Here is a 20,573-nt window from a genome sequence, read left to right on the forward strand (position 1 = left end):
TCAGCGCCAGAAGACCGCCCGGCGCAGCGTCCAGACCCGACCGTCGGCGTGCACCTCCACGACGGGGCGGAGCCGACGGCGGAGCAGGCTCCGGCGGTGCCGGATCGTGAACGCCCCGTCGAGGTGGGCCCGCGCCGCCCGGGCCATCTGACGGACCGCGTCGGCCTTGTGCGCCTCGACGTCGTCGTACTCGAAGGACATCGCGGAGGCGTCGAGGTCGTCGAACACCCACACCTCCACGACCTCGTCGGAGACCTGCAGACCGGCGTGCCGTGCGCCGTCCGCGGAGGTGAGCACCACCTGATGGGTGTGCCGGTCCGGCTCCCGGTGGTCCCGCAGCACCTCGGGCCCGAAGACCTCGTCGACCACCTGACGGAGGACCGCGCCGATGTCGATCACGGCGGCCGCCGGCGTCCACCGCGGCTCCTCCAGGACCCGGGTGTCGGCGGCCGATGGCTGCCGTCGTCCCGCGGCCTTCTCCACCCTCCGGCGCGCCGCCACCTCCGCGACCCGCTCGAGGTGTGCCGCCCGGGACGCCTCGATGTGTTCGAGCGCTCGCAGCAGCTCGGTCTCCCGCCACCGACGGCCGGTCGCCCCCACGCGTGACCGCAGCGCCGCGCGGGTGGCGAGGAAGCCGAGCGGCGCGTGGTGGTTCGCGAGGAGTGAGTGGAGGGCAGCGACCCGTTGGCCGAGCGGCCGGTCGGCATCGAGCACCCGACGCACCGTCGCCGACCAGCTCATCGGGTGACGGTGACCAGCTGTCAGGCCAGCGCGGTCAGCGCGGCGGTGACGTCGTCGGCGCGGACGAAGTCCAGGGCCAGCAGCCGGTGCACCAGCACCCCGCGGCGGGTCAGCCGCAGGTCGGCCGGGCGCAGCCGGGGCACGGCCGAGCCGCCCGGGCGGGGAACGGCGACCGGTGGGTCCAGCAGACCGGCCTGCTGCAGCTCGACCAGGTCCTCCAGCGCGCCCCACGTCGTCCAGGCGCGGGGGTCGGTCGGCAGCGGGGTGAGCGGCAGCGGGTGCCGCTCACGGCGGCCGACCGCGGCCAGCAGCGCGAGCTGCCGCCAGCTCAGCCGCTCGACGGTGCGCAGCGTGCGGTCGGCGAGAGCGGCGTCGACGTCGGGGGAGGTGACCACCTCGGCCAGCAGGCAGCCCAGGTGTCGGACCCGGCGCTCGTCGGCGGACGCGCGGGCGGCCAGCAGCACGGCCTCGCCCACCTCGCGGGCGGCGACCCGACCACCGGCGCGCTCGGTGAAGAAGCCGTCCGTGCGCACCCGGCGGTCCCGGTGGGACAGCGTCACCCCGTGCTCGACGGCGAAGGCCAGCGCGGCGCCGGCCCGGCCGCGCTCCCGGCGGGGCAGCGCACCCTCGGCGAGGTCGTCGGCCAGCTCGCGCAGGCACGCGGAGAACCGGTCGTCCAGCTGCATCGCGGCGTCCGCGGGGGAGTAGACGACGGTCGCCGCCGGGCCGGTCATCGACCCGGCGATCGCGAACCCGGACTCGATGAGCGCGCGGCCCGGGGCAGTGCTGGCGTCCGTCACGCCGTGATCATCCTGTCCCGCAGCGCGGACCGCAGCCCCGCGTGTCCAGGTCCTCACCACGTCGGGTCACCACCCGTGCGGGGAACGGAACACAGGTCTCCCGCGCGGGCAACGGCCGGGTCACCGGGGACCGCCAGGGTCTGCCCATGGCCGCAGGCACCGACGTCACCCCCACCACCTCCGACCCGGTCCCCGTGCCGCCGACGACCCACCGTGGTCGCTTCGGCGGTCGGTGGATCGACGACTGGCGCCCGGAGGACCCGCAGTTCTGGGCCGCCACCGGCAAGCGGGTCGCCCGCCGCAACCTGTGGTTCTCGGTGTTCAGCGAGCACATCGGCTTCTCGATCTGGAGCCTGTGGTCGGTGGTGGTGCTCTTCCTCGGCCCGGCCTACCTGGCCGCCGGCACCTTCACCGGCGAGCCCCCGGAGGTCGCGGCGCAGAAGTTCCTGCTGACCGCCCTGCCCACCGCGCTCGGCGCCTTCGTCCGGTTGCCCTACACCTTCGCGGTCGCCCGGTTCGGCGGCCGGAACTGGACGATCGTCTCCGCGGCGCTGCTGCTGGTGCCGACGGTGGTCACCGCGCTCGTGCTGGAACCGGGCGTCAGCTACTCGACCCTGCTGCTGGTGGCCTGCCTGGCCGGCGTCGGCGGCGGCAACTTCGCCAGCTCCATGACCAACATCAACGCCTTCTACCCCGAGCGGGAGAAGGGCTGGGCGCTGGGCCTCAACGCCGGCGGCGGCAACCTGGGCGTGCCGGTCATCCAGCTGGTCGGGCTGCTGGTGCTGGCCACCGTCGGTGCCGAGCACCCCCGCGTCGTCCTGCTGGTCTACGTGCCCTTCATCGTGCTGGCCGCGGTCGGTGCGGCCCTGGTGATGGACAACCTGACCACGATGTCCAACCAGCCGCGGGCACTGCGCGACGCCGCCCGCGAGCGGCACACCTGGGTGATGTCCTTCCTCTACATCGGCACGTTCGGCTCCTTCATCGGCTTCAGCTTCGCCTTCGGCCAGGTGCTGACCAACCAGTTCGCCGACTCCTTCGCCACCCCGCTGGCCGCGGCCTCGCTGACCTGGCTCGGCCCGCTGCTGGGGTCGTTGATCCGACCGGTCGGCGGGAAGCTGGCCGACCGGTTCGGCGGCGCCCGGATCACGATGGGCAACTTCGTGGCCATGGCGGGCGGCGCGCTGGTGGTCTTCGTGGCCAGCAAGGTGGGGTCCCTGCCGCTGTTCGTCGTCGGATTCGTGCTGCTGTTCGTGCTCAGCGGCCTGGGCAACGGCTCGACCTACAAGATGATCCCGGCGGTCTTCCGGGTGCAGGCCATGGACCGGGTCGCCGCCGGGGAGGACACCGTCGTCGCCGACCGGTACGCCCTGCGGATGTCCGGCGCCGTCATCGGCATCGCCGGCGCGGTCGGTGCCTTCGGTGGGGTGCTGGTCAACCTGGCGTTCCGGCAGTCGTTCCTGACCACCGGCACCGGAGACAGCGCCTACCTGGTCTTCATCGCCTTCTACCTGGTCTGCGTCGCCGTCACGTGGGCGGTCTACCTGCGCCCGGGGACGACGGTCCGCGTCTGATCACACCGCGTCTGATCACACCGCGTCTGATCACACCGCGTCTGATCACACCGCGTCTGATCACACCGCGTCTGATCACACCGCGTCTGGTGACAGCGCTCGATCACACCGCCAGGCGGTAGCCGCGCTTGACGACGGTCTCCACGACCGGTGCGCCGAGCGCGGCCCGCAGGCGGGTGACGGCCATCTCGACGGCGTGCGCGTCGGTCCCGCCCGACAGCTCGGTGAGCAGGTCCGGGCGGGACACGACGGCACCGGGACGGCGGGCCAGCGAGCGCAGCACCGCCATCGGCGCCGGGGCCAGCTCGACGAGGCGGCCGTCGACGACCGCGGCGTGGCCGCGCACCTGCAGGTCGTGCCCGCCGCAGCGCAGCACCGGGTCGCGCTCGGGCAGCCGGGCCACGACCTCGCGGGCCAGCGCGCCCAGCCGGGCCCGCTCGGGCTGCACGGTGGCGATCCCGGCGGCCTCCAGCGGCCCGGCGGTCACCACGCCCACGGCCACGGCCAGGACGCCGTCCGCGAACCCGGCGAGCACCCCGGAGCGGACGCCCTCCTCGGCGGCGACCTGCAGCAGGCTGGCGGCGGCCGGGGCGGAGGTGAAGGTGACGGCGTCGACGGACCGGGCGGCGATGGCGTGCACCAGCCGGCGCAGCGGCGCGGTGTCCTCGGGCAGCACCCAGCGGTACACCGGCACCTTCAGGACGACGGCGCCGGCCTCGCCCAGCCCGGTGACCAGGTCCGGCAGCGGGTCCCCGTGCAGCTGGACGGCGATCCGCCGTCCCTCCAGCGGGCCCTCGGCGCCGGAGAGCAGGTGCTCGAGCACCTCGGCGGAGCTCTCGGACTCCGGGGACCAGGCGTCGACGAGCCCGCCACCGCGGATCGCGCCCCGCGCCTTGGGGCCGCGGGCCATCACCCGGGCCCCGGTCAGGTGCTCGACCAGCGGCAGGTCCCAGGCGTCGGCGGCCTCCAGCCAGCCGCGGAACCCCACCCCGGTGGTGGCGACGACGAGGTCCACCGGGGCGCGGAGCACCTCGCGGGTGGCGGCGACCAGCTCGGCGTCGTCGGACAGCGGGACGATCCGGATCGCCGGGGCGCTGACGACCCGGGCACCGCGGCGGTCCAGCAGTGCGGCCAGCTCCTCCGAGCGGCGCGCCGCGGTGACCGCGACGGTGTAGCCGGCCAGGGGGAGCGGCCCGGGGGCCGGGGCGGTCTCGTCGCTCACGGTCACCCGTCCATGGTGTCGCGTTCGTGTTCCGGGGGTGTGTCCAGACCCTGGTCAGCGGCCCGGCCGGGCTGTGCGGGCCGCCCGCGGGTCACGTCCCGGGGTCTGGCGAGGCGGCGTGCCGGGCGATCGCGCCGGCGGTGGTCAGCCAGACGTCGTCCCGGTGGGCGGCGACGTGCTGCAGGGCCGCCCGCAGTGGCCGCAGCCGGTGCGGCTGGCCCACCACGTAGGGGTGCAGTGCGATGCCCATGACCAGCGGCGCGCTGCGGGACTGCTCCAGCATCTCGTCGAAGGTGGCGACCACCATGTCGGCGAACTCCGGTCCCGACACCTGCCGCGCGACGACGGCCGGGATGTCGTTGAGCTCCTGCGGGTAGGGCACCGACAGCACACGCCCGCCCCCGCGGGTGGCGAACCAGGTGGGCTGGTCGTCGTGCGACCAGTCCAGCAGGTAGGAGTAACCGGCCTCGGCCAGCAGGTCCGGGGTGACGTCGCTCTGGGAGATCCACGGGCCGAGCCAGCCGGCCGGGGGGTGCCCGGCGCGGGCGGTGAGCTCCGCGGTCACCTCGGCGATCAGCGCGCGCTCGTCGTCCTCGGTGAGGTCGGCCTGCCGCTCGGCGTTGGTGCGGCCGTGCCCGACGAGCTCGTCACCGCGGGCCAGGAACGCCTCGACCAGGCCGGGGCAGTCGGTGAACACCCGGCTGTTGGCGATCACGCTGGTGGGCAGGCAGAGCGCGTCCAGGGTCTCCAGCAGCCGCCAGGCACCGACCCGGTTGCCCCAGTCCCGCCAGGCGTAGTTGAGGACGTCGGGGTCCCCGCCGCCGGGTGCCAGCTGGGCGCCGCGGCCGGACCCGAAGTCGAAGGTCTCCAGGTTCAGCCCCAGGTAGACGGCCAGCCGCTTCCCGCCGGGCCAGTCGTAGACCGGGCGGTCGGGGAGCGCGCTGTAGCCGTAGCGGCCGTGCCGGGGGGTGCTCACCGCCCGAGCATGCCGGGGTCAGCAGACGCTGTCGCGCGGGGCGGGGACGCCGAGGCCGAACGCCCGCCGGGCGCGCAGCCCGACCCAGGTGCCGCCGAGGGCGGCGATGCCCCAGACCCAACCCGACGCGCTGCCCGAGGCGATGCCGGCCAGGTAGGCGCCGATGTTGCAGCCGCTGGCCAGCCGGGCCCCGATGCCCATCAGGACGCCGCCGAGGACCGCGGCGGCCGCGGTGCGGGCCGGGATGCCGCGGTGCAGCACCCACGCGCCACCGGCCGCCGATGCCAGCGCGGCGCCGACCATGATGCCGATGTCGGTCAGCGAGACCGTGTCGGTGAGCACCGGGGCGGCCAGCTGACCGGCCCGGGACCCCGACCAGTACAGCCACTCCTCGGGGTGCAGCCCGACCAGCTGCAGCAGCTTGGAGCCCCACAGGGTGAAGGCGCTGGTGATGCCCCACGCCCCGCCGGACACCAGCAGCACCCCGGCGCCCAGCACCGACAGCACCAGCGCGCCGACCCACAGCGGCCACGACCCGCGCAGCACCCGGGCGGCCCCGGTGGCGGTCGGTGGGGGCTCGGTGGGCGGGGGCACGCGGCGCCGCTGGACGGCGGTCGCGACCAGCCAGACGAGGGCCAGCAGCATGATCGTCACCGCCCACGACCCGGCCCAGCCGATGTGCTCGGACAGCACGAGGGCGGGGAAGGCCGGCAGGTCGTCGACCAGCGGGAACGCCCAGGCGTAGAGCACCGTGCCGGTGATGAAGCCCGCCAGGGTCAGCAGCACCGAGGACTGCCCGGAACCGACGGCGAACAGCGTGCCGGACGCGCAGGCGCCACCGAGCTGCATGCCGACGCCGAACAACGCGGCCCCGGCCACCAGGCCGACACCCAGCGTCCCGGCGGAGGGTCCCGGTGTCTCGCCGAACAGGCCCGTGCCGGTGCCCAGCACCAGCGCGAAGAGCGTCGCCGTCGTCCCCAGCAGGAGGGTGTGCGCCCGCAGTCCGCTGCCGTTGCCGACCGCGACCAGCTGGCGCCAGGCCGAGGTGAACCCGAACCGGGAGTGGAACAGCGCCGCACCCAGCCCGAGCCCCAGCAGCAGCAGGACGGCGCGCTGCGCACCGTGCTGGCTGCCCACCCACGCCGTCAGTGCGACGGCCAGCGCGGCGGCCACGGCCAGCGGGACTCGGCGGACGGCGGGCGCCGGCGGTGCGGTCGGGACGGGGGAGGAGGTGGGGGGTGGGGCGAGCAGAGCGGGGAGAGCCACGCCCGGCCACGGTAGTCACCGGGCGGACCGGACGGTCCTGGGTCACCCTGCCCGCATGAGCCTGCGACTGCGTCGTCCCCTGACCGTCCTCGTCACCGGTCTGGCGGTCCTCACCGCCGGCGGCACCCTCACCGCCTGCGGCGGCGGGGTGGCCGACAGCGTCGAGGAGCAGCAGGAGGAGCAGCAGGACGACCAGGAGGACCAGCAGGACGACCAACAGGACGACCAGGAGGACCAGCAGGACGACCAGGACGACGACGACTGACCCGGGGTCAGAGCAGCGCCCAGCTCCCCGCCGGGGGCGGGGCCGGCGGGTCGCCGTCCACCGCGAGGTCGGCCCGCCCCCGGGTGTCCTCCCGGGCGAACACCTCGGCCTCGGCCGCCGCCCAGGCCGGCTGGAAGGCCGCCATCTGCGCGCCACCGCGGGCCGCCCACCGGCGGGCGCACACCCCCGGCGGTGCCTGCACCCACACCAGCAACGACACCCGGTCGGCCAGCCCCCGCGCCCCGCAGCCGCAGCCCTCGACCACGAGCACCTCCCCGGCCGGCACCGTCGTGGGCGTCGCGAACTCGGCCCGCGCCCAGTCGTAGGCGGGGAACACGGCGTCGCGCCCCGCCGCGACCGGTTCCAGCACCCACTCGGCCAGCCGCCGGGTCACGCCCTCCAGCGTCCAGCCCTCGTACAGGTCGTCCAGGTGGACGACGGGCGCGCCGAGCTCTGCGGCCAGCTGGTCGGCGAACGTGGTCTTGCCCGAGCCCGCCGGCCCGTCCACGCAGACCAACCGGGTGCGGCCCAGCCGGGGCGTCGCCGTCCGCACCCGGGCCGCGAGGTCGGCGAGCGCGACCGTCCTCACCGCTGGGCGGCGGTCCACCCGGGCACCGGACCCGGCGTGGGGACGACGTCCCCGCGGCTGGCCAGCAGCCGCACGTGGGCGTCGGTCTCGGTGACCGCGAAGACCCGCATCCCGCGCTCGTAGGAGGACCAGGGCCGGGACCAGGTGAGGTGCGCGGCCAGCTCCCACGGGGTGCTGCCCGGGTGTGCCCGGACGGCGGCCAGCAGCTCGGCGAGCCGGGTCTCGTGGTGGTCCAGCAGCTCCTGGGCGCGGGTGGCCAGCCCGGTGAACCGCCACTCGTGGGCGGGCAGCACCTCGGTCGGCTCGGGCCGGTCGCGGACGGCGCCCAGCGAGGACAGGTAGTCGCGCAGCGGGTCCGGTGCCCCGCCGGACTCGGTGGAGATGTTGGGGCTGATCCGGGGCAGCACGTGGTCCCCGGACAGGAAGAGGCCGGTGCGCTCCTCGGCGAAGCACAGGTGCCCGGCGGTGTGCCCGGGGGTGTGCACCGCCCGCAGGGACCAGCCCGGGAAGTCGGCCACGTCGCCGTCGAGCAGGTCGCGGTCGGGCACCGCCATCTCGGTGAACCGGGTCCACCGCTCCGGGCTGCCCACGTCGGCCGCCGCGGTGTCGGTGTCGGCACCCAGGCCGACGAGGAACTCCACGTTGCGGGCGACCGCCTGGGCGCCGTCCCGGCGGTTCCAGGCGCGGACGACGTCGCCGTCGGCCGGGTGCATCGCGATCCAGGCACCGCTGGCCTCCCGGACGCGGCCGGCCAGGCCCAGGTGGTCGTAGTGCATGTGGGTGACCAGCACGCCGCGGACGTCCCCGACGGAGCTGCCGATGCCGGTCAGGCCGCCGGTGAGGGCCTCCCAGCCGGGCTCGGAGAGCCAGCCGCAGTCGACCAGCCCGATGCCGCCACCGGTGAGCGCGAAGGCGTAGACCGACACGTAGCGCAGCGGGCTGTGCGGGATCGGCACCGGGATCGACCACAGGTCCGGGCGCAGCTGCTCCACCGGGGGGAGCGCCCTGGCCTGCCACGCGGCGTGCTGGGCGGTCCCGGTGATCTCGCTGGCGGTCGACACGACTGGGACAGTAGGGGGCGTGAGCGCACCCACCGTCCCGGCCACGATCGAGGCGACCCCCCGGCGGATGCGGATCTGGTTCGCCCTCATGGCCGTGCTGGTGGTGGCCGTGATGGTGACCGTGTCGATCCTGCTGAAGTCCTCCACGACCGGCGTCGTGGCCTTCCGGACGTCGGACCAGGTGGCCACCACGGGCATCGGCCTGGCCATCGGCGGGGCACTGCTCTACTGCGCCCGCCCGCGGCTGCGGGCCTCCGCCGAGGGGCTCGAGGTGCGCAACATCGTCAACACCGCGCTGGTGCCCTGGGACCAGGTGCGGGCGGTCCGGTTCGACGAGCACTCGCCCTGGGCGAGCCTGCTGCTGAGCAACGAGGACGAGATGTCGGTGCTGGCCGTGCAGGCCGCCGACGGCGAGCGCGCGGTGCGCGCGGTGGAGGGCATGCGGGCCCTGCTGGCCGCCAGCCGTGTGTGAGGGGTAGTCTTGGCGACGCCTCACCCCGCTACATGAGGCGCACCAACCGCGACGGCCCCGCCCCGGGCTGTCGCACCAAGAGGAGCCCGCTCCCACCTGGCGCCGTCACAGGCGCCCAGGTCCCCGGAAGAACGGGGCCGGTCCGCCGGTCCCGTCTCGCCCCACCTGCTCACGCGGGTCGAGGGCGTGACCGGACGAGTGGGCCCCGTCGGCACAGCCGACGGGGCCACCACTCGTTCGGCCAGTGACCTCCCGGGTCGGGACGCTGACTCCTCATCGCTGAACGCAGAGGAGAGGCCATCACCGAGCCCCGCATCAACGACCGCATCCGCGTCCCCGAGGTCCGCCTCGTCGGACCCGAGGGCGAGCAGGTCGGCATCGTGCCGATCGGCGAGGCCCTGCGCCTGGCCCAGGACTCCGAGCTCGACCTCGTCGAGGTCGCTCCCATGGCCCGGCCGCCCGTCGTCAAGCTGATGGACTACGGCAAGTACAAGTACGAGGCCGCTCAGAAGGAGCGCGAGGCCCGTCGTAACCAGACGCAGACCGTCATCAAGGAGATGCGTCTGCGGCTGAAGATCGACCCGCACGACTACGAGACCAAGAAGGGCCACGTCGTCCGCTTCCTCAAGGGCGGCGACAAGGTCAAGATCACCGTGATGTTCCGCGGTCGCGAGCAGTCCCGCCCGGAGATGGGCTACCGGCTGCTGCAGCGTCTGGCCGGCGACGTCACGGAGCTGGGTGTCGTGGAGTCCAACCCCAAGCAGGACGGCCGCAACATGGTCATGGTCATCGCGCCGCACCGGAACCAGGCGGCGCAGCAGGCCCAGATCGTGGAGCGCAAGAAGGCCAAGGCCGCCGAGGCCGAGCCCGCCGCCGCACCGGCACCCGCACCCGCAGCGGCCCCGGCCGCGCCGGCGCAGCCCGCCGAGGCCGACCAGGCCTGAGCCGGCCCGACCCAGACCACCGAAGAGGACCGAGGACATGCCGAAGAACAAGACCCACAAGGGCACGGCCAAGCGCATCCGCGTGACCGGCTCCGGGAAGCTCGTCCGCGAGCACACGAACAACCAGCACAAGTTCGAGGTGAAGTCCTCCTCGCGCAAGCGCCGTGTGAAGGGGACCGAGGTGCTGTCGCCCGCCGACGCGCCCCGCATGAAGAAGCTGCTCGGCATCTGAGCCGGCCCCCCACCCACACACGATCTAGAGGAGTACTCACGTGGCACGCGTGAAGCGGGCGGTCAACGCCCAGAAGAAGCGTCGGACGACTCTCGAGGCCGCCAGCGGCTACCGGGGGCAGCGTTCGCGTCTGTACCGCAAGGCCAAGGAGCAGCTGCTCCACTCGGCCACCTACGCCTACCGCGACCGCAAGGTCCGCAAGGGCGACTTCCGCAAGCTGTGGATCACCCGGATCAACGCCGCGGCCCGCCAGAACGACATGACGTACAACCGCTTCATGCAGGGCCTGAAGCTGGCCGGCATCGAGCTGGACCGCAAGGTCCTGGCCGAGCTGGCCGTCAACGAGCCCGCCGCCTTCGCGGCCCTGGTGGAGTCCGCGCGCGCCGCGGTCGCCGCCGCCCCGAACCAGACCGGCGTCGCCGCCTAGTTCGAGCAGCACCCCACGACGCCGCCGGCGCCGGGCAGCCGCCCGGTACCGGCGGCGTCGTCGTCTGTCCCCCGAGAGGACCCCGTGACCGAACCGCTGACCGAGCGCAACGCCCGCGTCGCCGCCGCCCGCAAGCTCACCCGCCGGGCCGGTCGCGACGCCGCGGGGCTGTTCCTGGCCGAGGGCCGGCAGTCCGTGGTCGAGGCGCTGGACACCGGGGGAGCGGTCGAGGTCTTCGCCACCGAGGCCGCCGCGCACGCCCACCGCGACCTGCTCGCCGGCGCCGGGGTGCCGGTGCGGGTGGTCACCGAGAAGGCCGCCGCCGGGCTCAGCGAGACCGTCACCCCGCAGGGGCTCGTCGCGGTCTGCCCGCTGCGTGACGTCTCCGCGGGGACGCTGGCCAGCGACCCGCCGCGGCTGGCCGTCGCGCTGGCCGAGCTCAACGACCCCGGCAACGCCGGCACCGTGCTGCGCACCGCCGACGCCTGCGGGGCTGGCACCGTGGTCTTCGGCGCGGGGTCGGCCGACCCCTTCCAGGGCAAGGTCGTGCGCAGCTCGGCGGGCAGCCTCTTCCACGTCGACGTCGTCCGCTCCGCACCGCTCGAGCCGCTGCTGGACGACGTCCGGGCGGCCGGGGTGACCGTGCTGGCCGCCGCCGGGGACGGCGAGGTCGCCCTGGACACCGCCGGGGACGACGGCCTGCTCGCCGGGCCGGTGCTGTGGCTGTTCGGCAACGAGGCCCGTGGGCTGGACGCCGGCCTGGCCGCCCGCGCCGACCACCGGGTCCGGGTGCCGATGCGCGGTCGGGCGGAGTCGCTGAACCTGTCCGTCGCCGCCGCGATCTGCCTGTACGCCACCCAGCTCGCCCAGGGCTGAGGGCACCGCACGTCCACCTCTGCCTGAGCAGATGCGCAGTCGTTGATGCGAACTCCTTGCAGTTAGGGTCGGGTCTCACCCACCCGAGGAGCCCGCTCAGTGCTGCACGTGCACGACCTGACCGTCCGGGTCCCCGGCGGCCCCCTCGTGGACGGCGTCTCCTTCGCGGTGGCGCCCGGCGAGCGGGTCGGCGTCGTCGGCGCCTCCGGGGCCGGGAAGTCCCAGCTGGTCGCGGCCCTGCTCGGCCTGACGCCGCCCGGCCCGACGGTCAGCGGCAGCGTCCGGGTCGAGGGCACCGAGGTCGTGGGGGCGTCTGCCGCCGCCTGGCGCCCGCTGCGCGGCCGGGTCACCGCCCTGGTCGCCCAGGACCCGGGGACCGCGCTGGACCCGCTCACCCGGGTCGGCCGGCAGGTCGCCCTCCCGCTGCGTGCCCAGGGGGTGGCCCGCGGGGAGGCCCACACCCGGGCATGGGCGCTGCTGGCCGAGGTCGGTCTCGACGGGCTGGCCCGCCGGTACCCGGCGCAGCTGTCCGGTGGGCAGCGGCAGCGGGTGGCCCTCGCGCTGGCCCTGGTCGGCGCCCCGCGGCTGCTGGTCGCCGACGAGCCCACCTCGGCCCTGGACGTCACCGTGCAGGCCGGCGTGCTGGACCTGCTGGACCGGGTCACCGGCCCGGGGCTGGCGGCGCTGCTGCTGGTCACCCACGACCTCGCCGTCGCCACCCGGCTGTGCTCCCGGCTGCTGGTGCTCGAGGGCGGCCGGCTGGTCGCCGACGGGCCGGTCGCCGACGTGCTGGCCGATCCCCGGCTGGCCGACGTCGTCGCCGCGTCCCGGGCCCTGGCGGTGCACCGGTGACTGCCCCGCTGCTCGTCGCCGAGGGCCTGGGCCGGCACTTCGACCGGTCCGCGGCCCCCGCGCTGGACGGCGTCTCGCTGCGCCTGCACCCCGGCGAGCGGCTGGCGGTGGTGGGGGAGTCCGGGTCGGGCAAGACCACCCTGGCCCGGCTGCTGCTCGCCCTGGAGACCCCCGACGCCGGCACCGTCACCCTCGCCGGCCGGCCGGTCCGTCCCGGGTCCCCGCGCTCGCTGCGCTGGTTCCGGCGGGCGGTGCAGACCGTGCCGCAGGACCCGGCCCGCTCCTTCCACCCCCGGATCCGGGTCGGGGACGCCGTCGCCGAACCGCTGGCGTGCCTGCGGGTGCCCGGCGACCACACCGCCCGGGTCGCGCAGCTGCTGGTCGCCGTGGGTCTGGAGCCCGATGCCGCCCGCCGGTGGCCGCACGAGTTCTCCGGCGGCCAGCGGCAGCGGCTGGCGATCGCCCGTGCGCTCGCCCCGCGCCCGCAGGTGCTGGTCGCCGACGAGCCGGTGAGCGCGCTGGACGTCGTCGTCCGGCTGCAGGTGGTCGACCTGCTGCGCGAGGTCAGCGAGGCCGAGGGCCTGGCCCTGCTCGTCGTCTCCCACGACCTGGGCGTGGTGCAGCACCTGGCGCACCGGGTGCTCGTCCTGGACGCCGGCCGGCCGGTCGAGGAGGGCCCGGTCGGGCAGGTGTTCGGGCACCCCGCCAGCCCGGTCACCGCCCGGCTGTTGGACGCCGTCCCGACGCTGGCGGAGGTGGGCTCGTGACCCGGGCCGGGCGCGGGTGGGCGCCGTGGGTGCTGGTCCGCCGGCTGCCCGCCGTCCCGCGGTTGCTGCTGGCCTCCCAGCTCGCCTTCAACATCGGCTTCTACCTGGTCGTGCCGTTCCTGGCGGTGCACCTGAGCGAGGACCTCGCGCTGGCCGGCGGCGTCATCGGGCTGGTGCTGGGCATCCGCACCTTCAGCCAGCAGGGCCTGTTCTTCCTCGGTGGCGGGCTGGCCGACCGGTTCGGCGTCAAGCCGGTCGTGGTCGTCGGCTGCGTCATCCGGATCGCCGGCTTCCTCGTGCTCGCGGTGGTGCAGAGCCTGCCCGGGGTGCTGCTGGGTGCCGTGCTCGTCGGGTTCGCCGCCGCGCTGTTCTCCCCGGCCGTGGAGTCCGCGCTGGCCGACCAGGGCCGCCAGCTGGAGGAGGCCGGCGTCGCCACCCGGGCCGAGGTGTTCGGACTCGACGCGATCGCCTCCAAGCTCGGCTCGGTCACCGGCCCGGTGCTCGGTGCGCTGCTGCTCGCCGTCCCGTTCGGGGTCACCTGCGTGGTGGCCGCCGGGGTCTTCGTCGTCGTCCTGGTCGCGCACCTGGTGCTGCTGCCCCGGGACCTGCGCACCGGCGTCGGCGAGGTCGAGCCGATGACCGCGGGCTGGGGCCAGGTGCTCCGCAACCGGCGCTTCCTGGCCTTCACCGTCTGCTACTGCACCTACCTGCTGTCCTACAACCAGCTGTACCTGGCCCTGCCGGTCGAGCTGACCCGGGCCACCGGCGGCCAGGGCGCGCTGGGCTGGCTGTTCGTACTGGCCGCGGTCAGCGTCCTGGCCTTCCAGCTGCCGGTCACCGCCCGGGCCCGCCGCGCCGGGGCCCGCCGGGCGCTGCCGCTGGGCTTCGCGCTGATGAGCGCCGGGTTCCTGCTGGTCGCCGTGCTGGCCCCGCTGGCCCCGGCCGACGGCGTGCTGGCCCTCGCCCCGGCCGTCGGGTTCGTGCTGCTGCTCTACACCGGCCAGATGATCGCCGTCCCCGTCGCCCAGGACCTGGTGCCCCGGCTGGCCGGCGAGCGCCGGCTCGGCGCCCACTTCGGGGTGCTGGCCTCGGCCGGCGGGCTGGCCGTGCTCGTCGGCAGCACCGGGATCGGTGCGCTGCTCGACCTCGCCGAGACCCCGCAGCCGGCGGCCGCCGTCCCCTGGCTGGTGCTCGCCGCACTGCCCGCGGCCTCCGCCGTCGGCCTCCTCCTGCTCACCCGCCGCATCGTCCCCGCCCCCCAGCCCGTAGGAGCCCCGTGAAGCGCCGCACCGCCCTGCTCGCCGCCCCGGTCGTCCTGCTCGGCGGCTGCTTCTCCGGCAGCGGTGACGCCGGTGCTGACGGCGCCGACCGGATCCGGCTGGCGCTGGCCTTCCCGCCGGTGGCCGCGCTCTCGCCGTGGACCGACGACGCCGTGCTGCTGACCCGGATGGGGGCCGCGGAGAGCCTCGTCGTCTTCGACGCCTCGGGCACCGCGCAGCCCCAGCTCGCCACCTCCTGGGAGTCCGTCGACGAGCGGACCGCGCTGGTAGACCTGCGCGCGGACGTGGTCTTCCACGACGGCACCCCGATGGACGCCGAGGCCGTCGCCGGGTCGCTCAACGCCGCCGCCGCGGCCGCCGACCCGCCGCTGCGGGTGCTCGCCGGTGTCGGCCTGACCGCCACCGCGGTCGACGAGGACACCGTCCAGGTGCAGGCCGCACAGGCCGACCCGCTGCTGGTGCAGCGGCTGGGCGCCCCGGCGCTGGTGGTGCTGTCCCCGGCGGCCTACACCGACGGTGCCGCCCCCGACCCGGTCGGTCACGGCACCGGCCCCTACGCGATCACCGCCGTGCAGGGCGCCGAGTCGGCCACGCTGGACGCGGCCACCGGGTACTGGGACGGCACCCCGGCCGCCGACGGGGTGGACGTCCGCTTCGTCGACGACGCCGGCGCGCGTGCCGCCGCGCTGCGCGCCGGTGAGCTCGACGTCGTCCAGGGCATCCCGATCGCCCAGCTGGCGACCCTCTCCGACGACGAGCGCGTGGTGACGACGTCGCTGCCGCGGGTCACCGCGCTCTCGCTGAACACCGCCTCCGGCGTCTTCACCGACCCGGGCCTGCGGGCCGCCGCGGTGGCCGCCGTGGACCCCGGCCCGGTGGTGGACGGCGTCTTCGAGGGGCAGGCCGACGAGGCCCCCGGCCTGCTCACCGACGCGACCCTCGGCGCCGCCGCCCGCCCCGCACCCTCGCTGCCGGCCGCGGCCGACCCGGCCGGGGCGTCGATCCGGCTGGCCACCTACGACGACCGGCCCGAGCTGCCCGAGGCCGCCGCGGTGCTCGCCGAGCAGCTGCGCGGTGCCGGGTTCACCGTCGAGGTGGTCGTGCAGACCTATGCCACCCTGGAGCCCGACCTGCTCGCCGGTGCCTTCGACGCGGTGCTGGGCAGCCGGCTCACCCTGCTGGACACCGGTGACCCGATCGGCTACTTCGGCACCGACCACACCTGCGAGGGCGGCTACAACCTCGCGCGGCTGTGCGACCCCGCCGTCGATGCCGCGGTGGCCGCCGCCGGGGAGCTGACCGACCCGGTCGCGCGCCGGCAGGCCGCCGCCGACCTGGAGGCCGCGGTGCTCTCCACCGGGGCGGTCGTGCCGGTGCTGCACGAGCAGAGCCGGACCGGGGTGGCCCAGGCCGTGCAGGGCGTGGGGGAGGACCCCTTCGAGCGGCAGGTCGTCACCGTCGCCACCACGACCGGCCGGTGACGCCGGTCCTCTCCCGGCTCACCCGCCCGCTCGGCGTCCTCGGCGCCCTGGTCGGCGCCGCACTGCTGGTCGGTGCGCTGCCCTGGTTGTCCGGGGACGACCCGGCGCTGGGCGTGCTCCGGGCCCGGGAGGTCGACCGAACCGCCGACCCGGCGGCCCTGGCGGCCGTCCGCGACCGGCTGGACCTGCCGGCCGACCCGGTCACCGGCACCCTGGGCTTCCTCGGCCGGCTGGTCACCGGCGACCTGGGCACCTCCTGGGTGTCGGGTGCACCGGTTGCGGACACCCTGCTGCCGGCCCTCGGCGTCTCGCTCACCGTCGCCGGCACCGCCAGCCTGGTCGCTCTCGTCCTCGCGGTGCTGCTCACCGTGCCCGCCCTGCTGCGGGCCGCCGACGGACGGCTCACCGGGGGCGGCGCGGGGGCCGCGGTGGGCGGCGCACTCGCGGCGCTGCCCGAGTTCGTGCTGGCTGTCCTGCTGGTGTCGGTGGTCGCCGTGGGCTGGGGCCTGCTGCCCACCTCGGGCTTCACCGGGCCGGCGAACCTGGTGCTGCCCGTGCTGGCCCTCGGCGTCCCCGCGGCCGGGGTGCTCGCCCGGCTGCTGGCGGGGGCGGTGGCCGCGGTCGCGGGGGAGTCCTGGGTGCGCACCTGGCGGGCCGCGGGGGTGCGGCGCGGGGCGGTGGTGACGGCGCTGGGCCGGCGGGCGCTGAGCGTCGTCGTCCCGCAGGTGTTGCTGCTGCTGGTCGGCACCCTCGGCGCGGCCGCGGTGGTGGAGGCGGTCTTCGACCTGCCCGGCCTGGGCGGGCTCGCGCTGGACGCCGCGCTCGTGCCCGACGTGCCGGTCGTGCAGGCCGCCGTGGTGCTGCTCGTGGGCCTCGGGCTGCTCGTGGGGGGCGGCGGCGTGCTCGCCCACCGGCTGCTGCTGGGCCCGGCACTGACCGGCAGCGGGTTGACCCCCGAGGTCGTGCCCGCCGGACGGCGTCCCCGGCGCGCGGCGCTCGCCGTCGCCACGGTGCTCGCCCTGGCCGTGCTGGCCGGGCTGCTGCGCGACCCGGCGGCGCAGGACGTCGGCGCCCGGCTGGCGGCACCGTCCTGGGCGCACCCGTTCGGCGCCGACCCGCTGGGCCGGGACGTGCTGGCCCGGTTCGGGCACGGTGCGCTGGTCTCGGTGGGCCTCGCCGTGGCACTGGCCGCTGTCGCGCTGGCGGTCGGGCTGGCCGTCGGACTGCTCGGGCGCGCGGACCGGACCGGGACCGCGGACGTGCTCAACGCGCTGCCCGCCGTCGTCGTCGGCATCGTCGTCGCCGCGGTGGCCGGACCGGGACTGCTGTCGGCCTGCCTGGCCGTCGCCCTGGTGGCCTGGATCCCGCTGGCGGTGCACACCCGCACGCTCGCCGCACAGGCCCGGGCGTCGGGCTTCCACGTCGCCGCGGTGACCGGGGGAGCCGGGCACTGGCACTTGCTGCGCCGGCACCTGCTGCCCGTCGTCGGCCCCCCGGTCGTGCGGCACGCGCTGGTGCGCGTGCCGCACGCCGCACTGGCGCTGGCCGGGCTGTCGTTCCTCGGCCTGGGAGCCGGCGCGGAGTCCCCGGAGTGGGGACGGGCACTGGCCGAGACCACCGGCTACCTGGAGCGCGCGCCCTGGGTGGTCGCGGCACCGGCGCTCGGGCTGGTGCTGCTGGGTGTGGTCGCGGCGCTGTCAGACCCGCGCCCGCAGTGACCGGCCCAGCACCAGCACCAGCACCCCGGCCAGCACCACCGACAGCAGCGCCACCCGCAGGCTGAGCACGTCGGAGACGAACCCGATCAGCGGCGGGGACACCAGGAACCCGATCCGCAGCAGCAGGTTGACCGCGGTCAGCCCGACCCCGGTGGGCAGGCCGGGCAGCGCGTCGGCGGCGGCGTAGACCGCGGGCACCAGCGTCGCCACGCCCAGCCCGGCGAGGGCGAACCCGACCACCGTCGTGGGCACCGACGGCAGCGCCAGCGTGAGGACGAAGCCGGCGGCGATGACCGCGCCGCCGACCCGGGCGACCCGGCGCTGGCCGAACCGGTCCACCACCCGGTCCCCGGTGAGCCGCCCGGCCGTCATCGCGACCTGGAAGGCCACGAACCCCAGCCCCGCGGTGACGACGGTGGCGCCCAGGTCGTCGCGCAGCCAGATGGCGCTCCACGAGGCCGCGGAGTCCTCCACGAACGCGGCGCCGGCGGCCAGCAGCCCGAGCACCACCAGCGCCCCGACGGCCGACCGGCGGGCACTGCGCACCCCGGCGACCGGTGGTGCCGCCTCGGTGGGTGTGGCGTCGACGTCGTCCCGGCCGGGGAGCATCCAGGCCCGGATCAGCACGGCGACGACGCCGAAGACCACCGCCGAGACGCCCAGGTGCACCTCCAGCGGAACGCCCAGCCCGGCGATGCCGGCACCGAGCAGGCCGCCGGCCACCGCGCCCAGGCTCCAGAACCCGTGCAGCGCGTTGAGGATCGACCGGCCGTAGCCGCGCTGCACCCGCAGCCCGTGCGCGTTCTGGGCGACGTCGACGATCGCGTCCAGGGCGCCGACCAGCAGCAGCGCCAGGGCCAGTACCCACCACGCGGGTGCCGCGGCCGCACCGGCCACGCCGACGCCCAGGCCCAGCAGCCCCAGTGACGCCACCGGTCCCGATCCCAGCCGGGCGATGAGCACCGCGGCGACCGGGCCGACGACCAGGGCACCGAGCGGGGCGGCGGCCAGCGCCGTCCCCAGGGCCGCGTTGGACAGGCCGAGCTCGTCACGCAGCTCGGGCAGCCGGGGCACCAGGTTGGCGTAGAAGACGGCGTTGAGGGCGAAGCAGGCCGCGACCGCTACCCGGGCGTGCTGCAGCGCCCGGGTGGGGGTGGTGACGGCGGCGCTCACGGGGTGAGCTCCAGGACGCGGGCCAGCACGGTGCGGGTCTCCTCGGGGGTGGGCGGGGCGGTGGTGAGGATCGCGTGCATGGTCAGGCCCTCCATGACGCCGTCCAGGGCGCGGGCGAGCTCGGGGTCCAGGACCCGGCCCAGGCTCTCGCGGCTGCTGTGCATCCAGGCCTCGGTGACCTCGCGCAGCGCCGGCTCGCGGAGGGCGGCCAGGTAGAGCTCGTAGGCCACCGCCCAGTCGCGCGGGGTGGCGCAGTGCCCGTCGTGCACGAAGTCCACGGCGGCGTCCAGCATCGAGGCGCGGTCGGTGGCCCGGGCGAAGTGCGCCCGGAACCGGACGGCCATCTGCTCGGCGTGCCGGGTGAACGCGGCCCGCAGCAGGTCGGCGAGGCCGTCGAAGTGGTAGGTCACCGAGCCCAGCGGGACGTCGGCGGCCGCGGCGATCCGCCGGGCGGTGGTGCCGGCCACCCCGTGCTCGGCGATCACGTCGATGGTGACGTCGACGAGCCGGTCCCGGCGGTCGGGGTCGACGCGGCGGGTCACCGGCGCGGTGGTCACTCCGACGTGCCGATGTGCCGGACGACGCGGGCCGGGTTGCCCACGGCGACGACGCCGGCCGGCAGGTCCCGGGTGACGACGGAGCCGGCCCCGACGACGGTGTCCCGCCCGACGGTGACCCCGGGCAGCACGACGACGCCGCCGCCGAGCCAGACGTTGTCCCCCAGGGTGATCGGGGCCGACCCCTCCCACTTGTCCCGCCGCGGGCCGGGCTCCACCGGGTGGGTGGCGGTGAGCAGCTGGACGTTCGGGCCGATCTGGACGTCGTCGCCGATGGTGATCCGGCCGACGTCGAGGGCGACCAGGCCCCAGTTGGCGAAGGTCCGGGCACCGACGGTGGTCTGGTACCCGTAGTCGCAGTGGAACGGGGCGCGGATGGTGCTGCCGGGCCCGAAGGCGCCGAGCAGGTCCTCCAGCAGGGCGCGCCGGGCGGCGCCGTCCAGCGGGTCGATCGCGTTGTACTGCATCGTCAGCCGCTGGGCGCGGCCGTTCTCCTGGGTGAGCACCGGGTCGTCGGCGACGTAGGCGTCGCCGGCCAGCATGCGCTCGCGCATCGTGCGGGGGTCGTCGTCTCGGGCGGTCACGGCGGGGACCCTAGCCGACGATGTGTACGTACGTACACAACAACGCGCCGTCCCGCCTGGGAGACTGCCGGGGTGACCCCAGCCGGACGCTCCGACGGCCGCTCCTCCCGGTGGACCGAGCACCGCCGGCAGCGCCGGCTGGAGTTCGTCACCGCCGCGGTCGAGTCCGTGCGCCGCACCGGACCCGAGCTCGCCGTCGACGACGTCGCCCGAACGGCCGGGGTCAGCAAGACCGTGATCTACCGGTACTTCGCCGACAAGGACGAACTGGTCGACGCCGTCCTGGCGCAGATCAGCAGCGACATCCTGCTGCCCCGGCTGCTCGGCGAACTGGCCCTGGACCGTGCCGACGACGTGGCGCGCGTCCGCGCCGTCGTCGCCGCGTTCGTGGCGATCATCGAGGACGAACCCGCGCTCTACCGGTTCGCCTACGCCCAGGCGGGCCGGGCCGGCCGCGCGGACCTGGTGGCGCAGACCGAGCGCGAGGTCGCCGAGGCGCTGGCCTGGGTGATGGGGGAGCGGCTGACCGACGCGGGGCTCGACCCGGCCCCCGCCCGGACCTGGGCCTACGGCACGGTCGGCATGGTCCAGCTGGCCGCGCACTGGTGGTCGACCGCCCGCACCGTCCCCGCCGAGGCGCTCGTCGACCAGCTCACCGCACTGGCCTGGGGCGGCCTGTCGACCCTGCTGCCACCGGCGCCGCAGGACTGAGGAGG

At 75.9% G+C, this 20,573-nt stretch carries 23 protein-coding genes; 13 read left to right on the forward strand and 10 right to left on the reverse strand.

Translation table 11 applies throughout. The annotated features are described in order from the left end of the window. Together ASG41_RS06955 and ASG41_RS06960 are read right to left on the reverse strand one after the other, a co-directional pair. Entirely contained in the window at positions 1-741 is a 741-nt protein-coding gene (locus ASG41_RS06955; RefSeq protein WP_157519125.1) for a hypothetical protein, read from the reverse strand. Between the two features lie 20 nt (positions 742-761). Continuing rightward, on the reverse strand, positions 762-1,541 hold the full coding sequence (locus tag ASG41_RS06960) for a hypothetical protein (protein WP_056291721.1): 780 nt from the start codon (positions 1,539-1,541) through the stop codon (positions 762-764). 146 nt (positions 1,542-1,687) lie between these two features. Here ASG41_RS06960 and ASG41_RS06965 point away from each other — a divergent pair, with 146 nt between their 5' ends. Next, entirely contained in the window at positions 1,688-3,115 is a 1,428-nt protein-coding gene (locus ASG41_RS06965) for a NarK/NasA family nitrate transporter (RefSeq protein WP_056291726.1), read from the forward strand. A 103-nt stretch (positions 3,116-3,218) separates the two neighbouring features. Here the strand turns inward: ASG41_RS06965 and ASG41_RS06970 are convergent, their stop codons facing one another. The 3 genes from ASG41_RS06970 to ASG41_RS06980 all read right to left on the reverse strand — a co-directional run bounded on the left by ASG41_RS06970 (position 3,219) and on the right by ASG41_RS06980 (position 6,579). Further along, positions 3,219-4,337 carry a uroporphyrinogen-III synthase gene (locus tag ASG41_RS06970; RefSeq protein WP_056291878.1) on the reverse strand — a complete coding sequence of 373 codons (1,119 nt, stop codon included), beginning with the start codon at positions 4,335-4,337 and terminating at the stop codon, positions 3,219-3,221. A 91-nt stretch (positions 4,338-4,428) separates the two neighbouring features. After that, on the reverse strand, positions 4,429-5,313 hold the full coding sequence (locus ASG41_RS06975; protein ID WP_056291729.1) for a polysaccharide deacetylase family protein: 885 nt from the start codon (positions 5,311-5,313) through the stop codon (positions 4,429-4,431). An 18-nt stretch (positions 5,314-5,331) separates the two neighbouring features. Continuing rightward, a complete protein-coding gene (locus ASG41_RS06980; protein WP_056291732.1) occupies positions 5,332-6,579 on the reverse strand; it encodes a YeeE/YedE family protein in 1,248 nt (415 codons plus the stop codon). Positions 6,580-6,634: 55 nt separating this feature from the next. Between ASG41_RS06980 and ASG41_RS06985 the strand changes: the two genes are divergently transcribed. Then, positions 6,635-6,844 (forward strand): hypothetical protein, encoded by a 210-nt coding sequence (locus tag ASG41_RS06985; protein WP_056291737.1) that lies wholly within the window; start codon positions 6,635-6,637, stop codon positions 6,842-6,844. 7 nt (positions 6,845-6,851) lie between these two features. Here ASG41_RS06985 and ASG41_RS06990 read toward each other — a convergent pair whose 3' ends face one another. Next, on the reverse strand, positions 6,852-7,433 hold the full coding sequence (locus ASG41_RS06990) for a uridine kinase (protein ID WP_056291740.1): 582 nt from the start codon (positions 7,431-7,433) through the stop codon (positions 6,852-6,854). Next, positions 7,430-8,494: an MBL fold metallo-hydrolase gene (locus ASG41_RS06995; RefSeq protein ID WP_056291746.1), complete on the reverse strand. Its 1,065-nt coding sequence runs from the start codon at positions 8,492-8,494 to the stop codon at positions 7,430-7,432. Before ASG41_RS06995 ends, ASG41_RS06990 begins: the two co-directional genes overlap by 4 nt. 19 nt (positions 8,495-8,513) lie before the next feature. On the opposite strand from ASG41_RS06995, the gene ASG41_RS07000 reads away from it, so the two are divergent. From ASG41_RS07000 to ASG41_RS07045, 10 genes are all read left to right on the forward strand, one after another. Then, positions 8,514-8,966: a PH domain-containing protein gene (locus ASG41_RS07000; RefSeq protein ID WP_235564593.1), complete on the forward strand. Its 453-nt coding sequence runs from the start codon at positions 8,514-8,516 to the stop codon at positions 8,964-8,966. Between the two features lie 314 nt (positions 8,967-9,280). Next, the gene (gene infC / locus ASG41_RS07005) at positions 9,281-9,910 is read left to right on the forward strand and encodes a translation initiation factor IF-3 (RefSeq protein WP_235564598.1); all 630 of its coding nucleotides are present in this window, start codon (positions 9,281-9,283) and stop codon (positions 9,908-9,910) included. 37 nt (positions 9,911-9,947) lie between these two features. Continuing rightward, entirely contained in the window at positions 9,948-10,142 is a 195-nt protein-coding gene (gene rpmI, locus ASG41_RS07010) for a 50S ribosomal protein L35 (protein WP_056291754.1), read from the forward strand. A 40-nt stretch (positions 10,143-10,182) separates the two neighbouring features. Next, on the forward strand, positions 10,183-10,569 hold the full coding sequence (gene rplT, locus ASG41_RS07015; RefSeq protein WP_056291759.1) for a 50S ribosomal protein L20: 387 nt from the start codon (positions 10,183-10,185) through the stop codon (positions 10,567-10,569). An 84-nt stretch (positions 10,570-10,653) separates the two neighbouring features. After that, complete coding sequence (locus tag ASG41_RS07020) at positions 10,654-11,445, forward strand: RNA methyltransferase (protein ID WP_056291762.1); 792 nt, start codon at positions 10,654-10,656, stop codon at positions 11,443-11,445. Between the two features lie 99 nt (positions 11,446-11,544). Beyond that, positions 11,545-12,297, forward strand: a complete 753-nt coding sequence (locus tag ASG41_RS07025) for an ABC transporter ATP-binding protein (RefSeq protein WP_056291766.1) — start codon at positions 11,545-11,547, stop codon at positions 12,295-12,297. Beyond that, positions 12,294-13,064, forward strand: a complete 771-nt coding sequence (locus ASG41_RS25200) for an ABC transporter ATP-binding protein (protein ID WP_157519131.1) — start codon at positions 12,294-12,296, stop codon at positions 13,062-13,064. The genes ASG41_RS07025 and ASG41_RS25200 overlap by 4 nt, the downstream gene beginning before the upstream one ends. Next, positions 13,061-14,344 (forward strand): MFS transporter, encoded by a 1,284-nt coding sequence (locus ASG41_RS07035; RefSeq protein ID WP_056291771.1) that lies wholly within the window; start codon positions 13,061-13,063, stop codon positions 14,342-14,344. The genes ASG41_RS25200 and ASG41_RS07035 overlap by 4 nt, the downstream gene beginning before the upstream one ends. Beyond that, positions 14,341-15,825 (forward strand): ABC transporter substrate-binding protein, encoded by a 1,485-nt coding sequence (locus ASG41_RS07040; RefSeq protein WP_056291776.1) that lies wholly within the window; start codon positions 14,341-14,343, stop codon positions 15,823-15,825. The genes ASG41_RS07035 and ASG41_RS07040 overlap by 4 nt, the downstream gene beginning before the upstream one ends. Beyond that, positions 15,822-17,543 carry an ABC transporter permease subunit gene (locus ASG41_RS07045; RefSeq protein WP_056291779.1) on the forward strand — a complete coding sequence of 574 codons (1,722 nt, stop codon included), beginning with the start codon at positions 15,822-15,824 and terminating at the stop codon, positions 17,541-17,543. Before ASG41_RS07040 ends, ASG41_RS07045 begins: the two co-directional genes overlap by 4 nt. On the opposite strand, the gene ASG41_RS07050 is transcribed toward ASG41_RS07045, so the two are convergent. Genes ASG41_RS07050 through ASG41_RS07060 form a run of 3 tightly spaced genes read right to left on the reverse strand, consistent with a single transcriptional unit; the run spans position 17,523 to position 19,857 of the window. Next, complete coding sequence (locus tag ASG41_RS07050; protein ID WP_056291782.1) at positions 17,523-18,716, reverse strand: MFS transporter; 1,194 nt, start codon at positions 18,714-18,716, stop codon at positions 17,523-17,525. The two genes, ASG41_RS07045 and ASG41_RS07050, sit on opposite strands and share 21 nt — an antisense overlap. Beyond that, entirely contained in the window at positions 18,713-19,258 is a 546-nt protein-coding gene (locus tag ASG41_RS07055) for a TetR/AcrR family transcriptional regulator (protein ID WP_235564594.1), read from the reverse strand. Before ASG41_RS07055 ends, ASG41_RS07050 begins: the two co-directional genes overlap by 4 nt. Positions 19,259-19,269: 11 nt before the next feature. Next, on the reverse strand, positions 19,270-19,857 hold the full coding sequence (locus ASG41_RS07060) for a sugar O-acetyltransferase (protein WP_235564596.1): 588 nt from the start codon (positions 19,855-19,857) through the stop codon (positions 19,270-19,272). Positions 19,858-19,929: 72 nt separating this feature from the next. Here ASG41_RS07060 and ASG41_RS07065 point away from each other — a divergent pair, with 72 nt between their 5' ends. Continuing rightward, entirely contained in the window at positions 19,930-20,568 is a 639-nt protein-coding gene (locus tag ASG41_RS07065; protein ID WP_056291792.1) for a TetR/AcrR family transcriptional regulator, read from the forward strand. The last annotated feature ends 5 nt before the right edge of the window (positions 20,569-20,573 follow it).

The organism is Modestobacter sp. Leaf380, from assembly GCF_001424485.1.
In the GTDB taxonomy this organism is placed as follows: Bacteria; Actinomycetota; Actinomycetes; order Mycobacteriales; family Geodermatophilaceae; genus Klenkia.

Excerpts from the sequence above, each read along its gene's own strand:
- ASG41_RS06985 (WP_056291737.1), top strand. The coding sequence starts at position 6,635 with ATGAGCCTGCGACTGCGTCGTCCCCTGACCGTCCTCGTCACCGGTCTG.
- rpmI (WP_056291754.1), top strand. The coding sequence starts at position 9,948 with ATGCCGAAGAACAAGACCCACAAGGGCACGGCCAAGCGCATCCGCGTG.
- ASG41_RS06955 (WP_157519125.1), bottom strand. The coding sequence starts at position 741 with ATGAGCTGGTCGGCGACGGTGCGTCGGGTGCTCGATGCCGACCGGCCG.
- ASG41_RS06965 (WP_056291726.1), top strand. The coding sequence starts at position 1,688 with ATGGCCGCAGGCACCGACGTCACCCCCACCACCTCCGACCCGGTCCCC.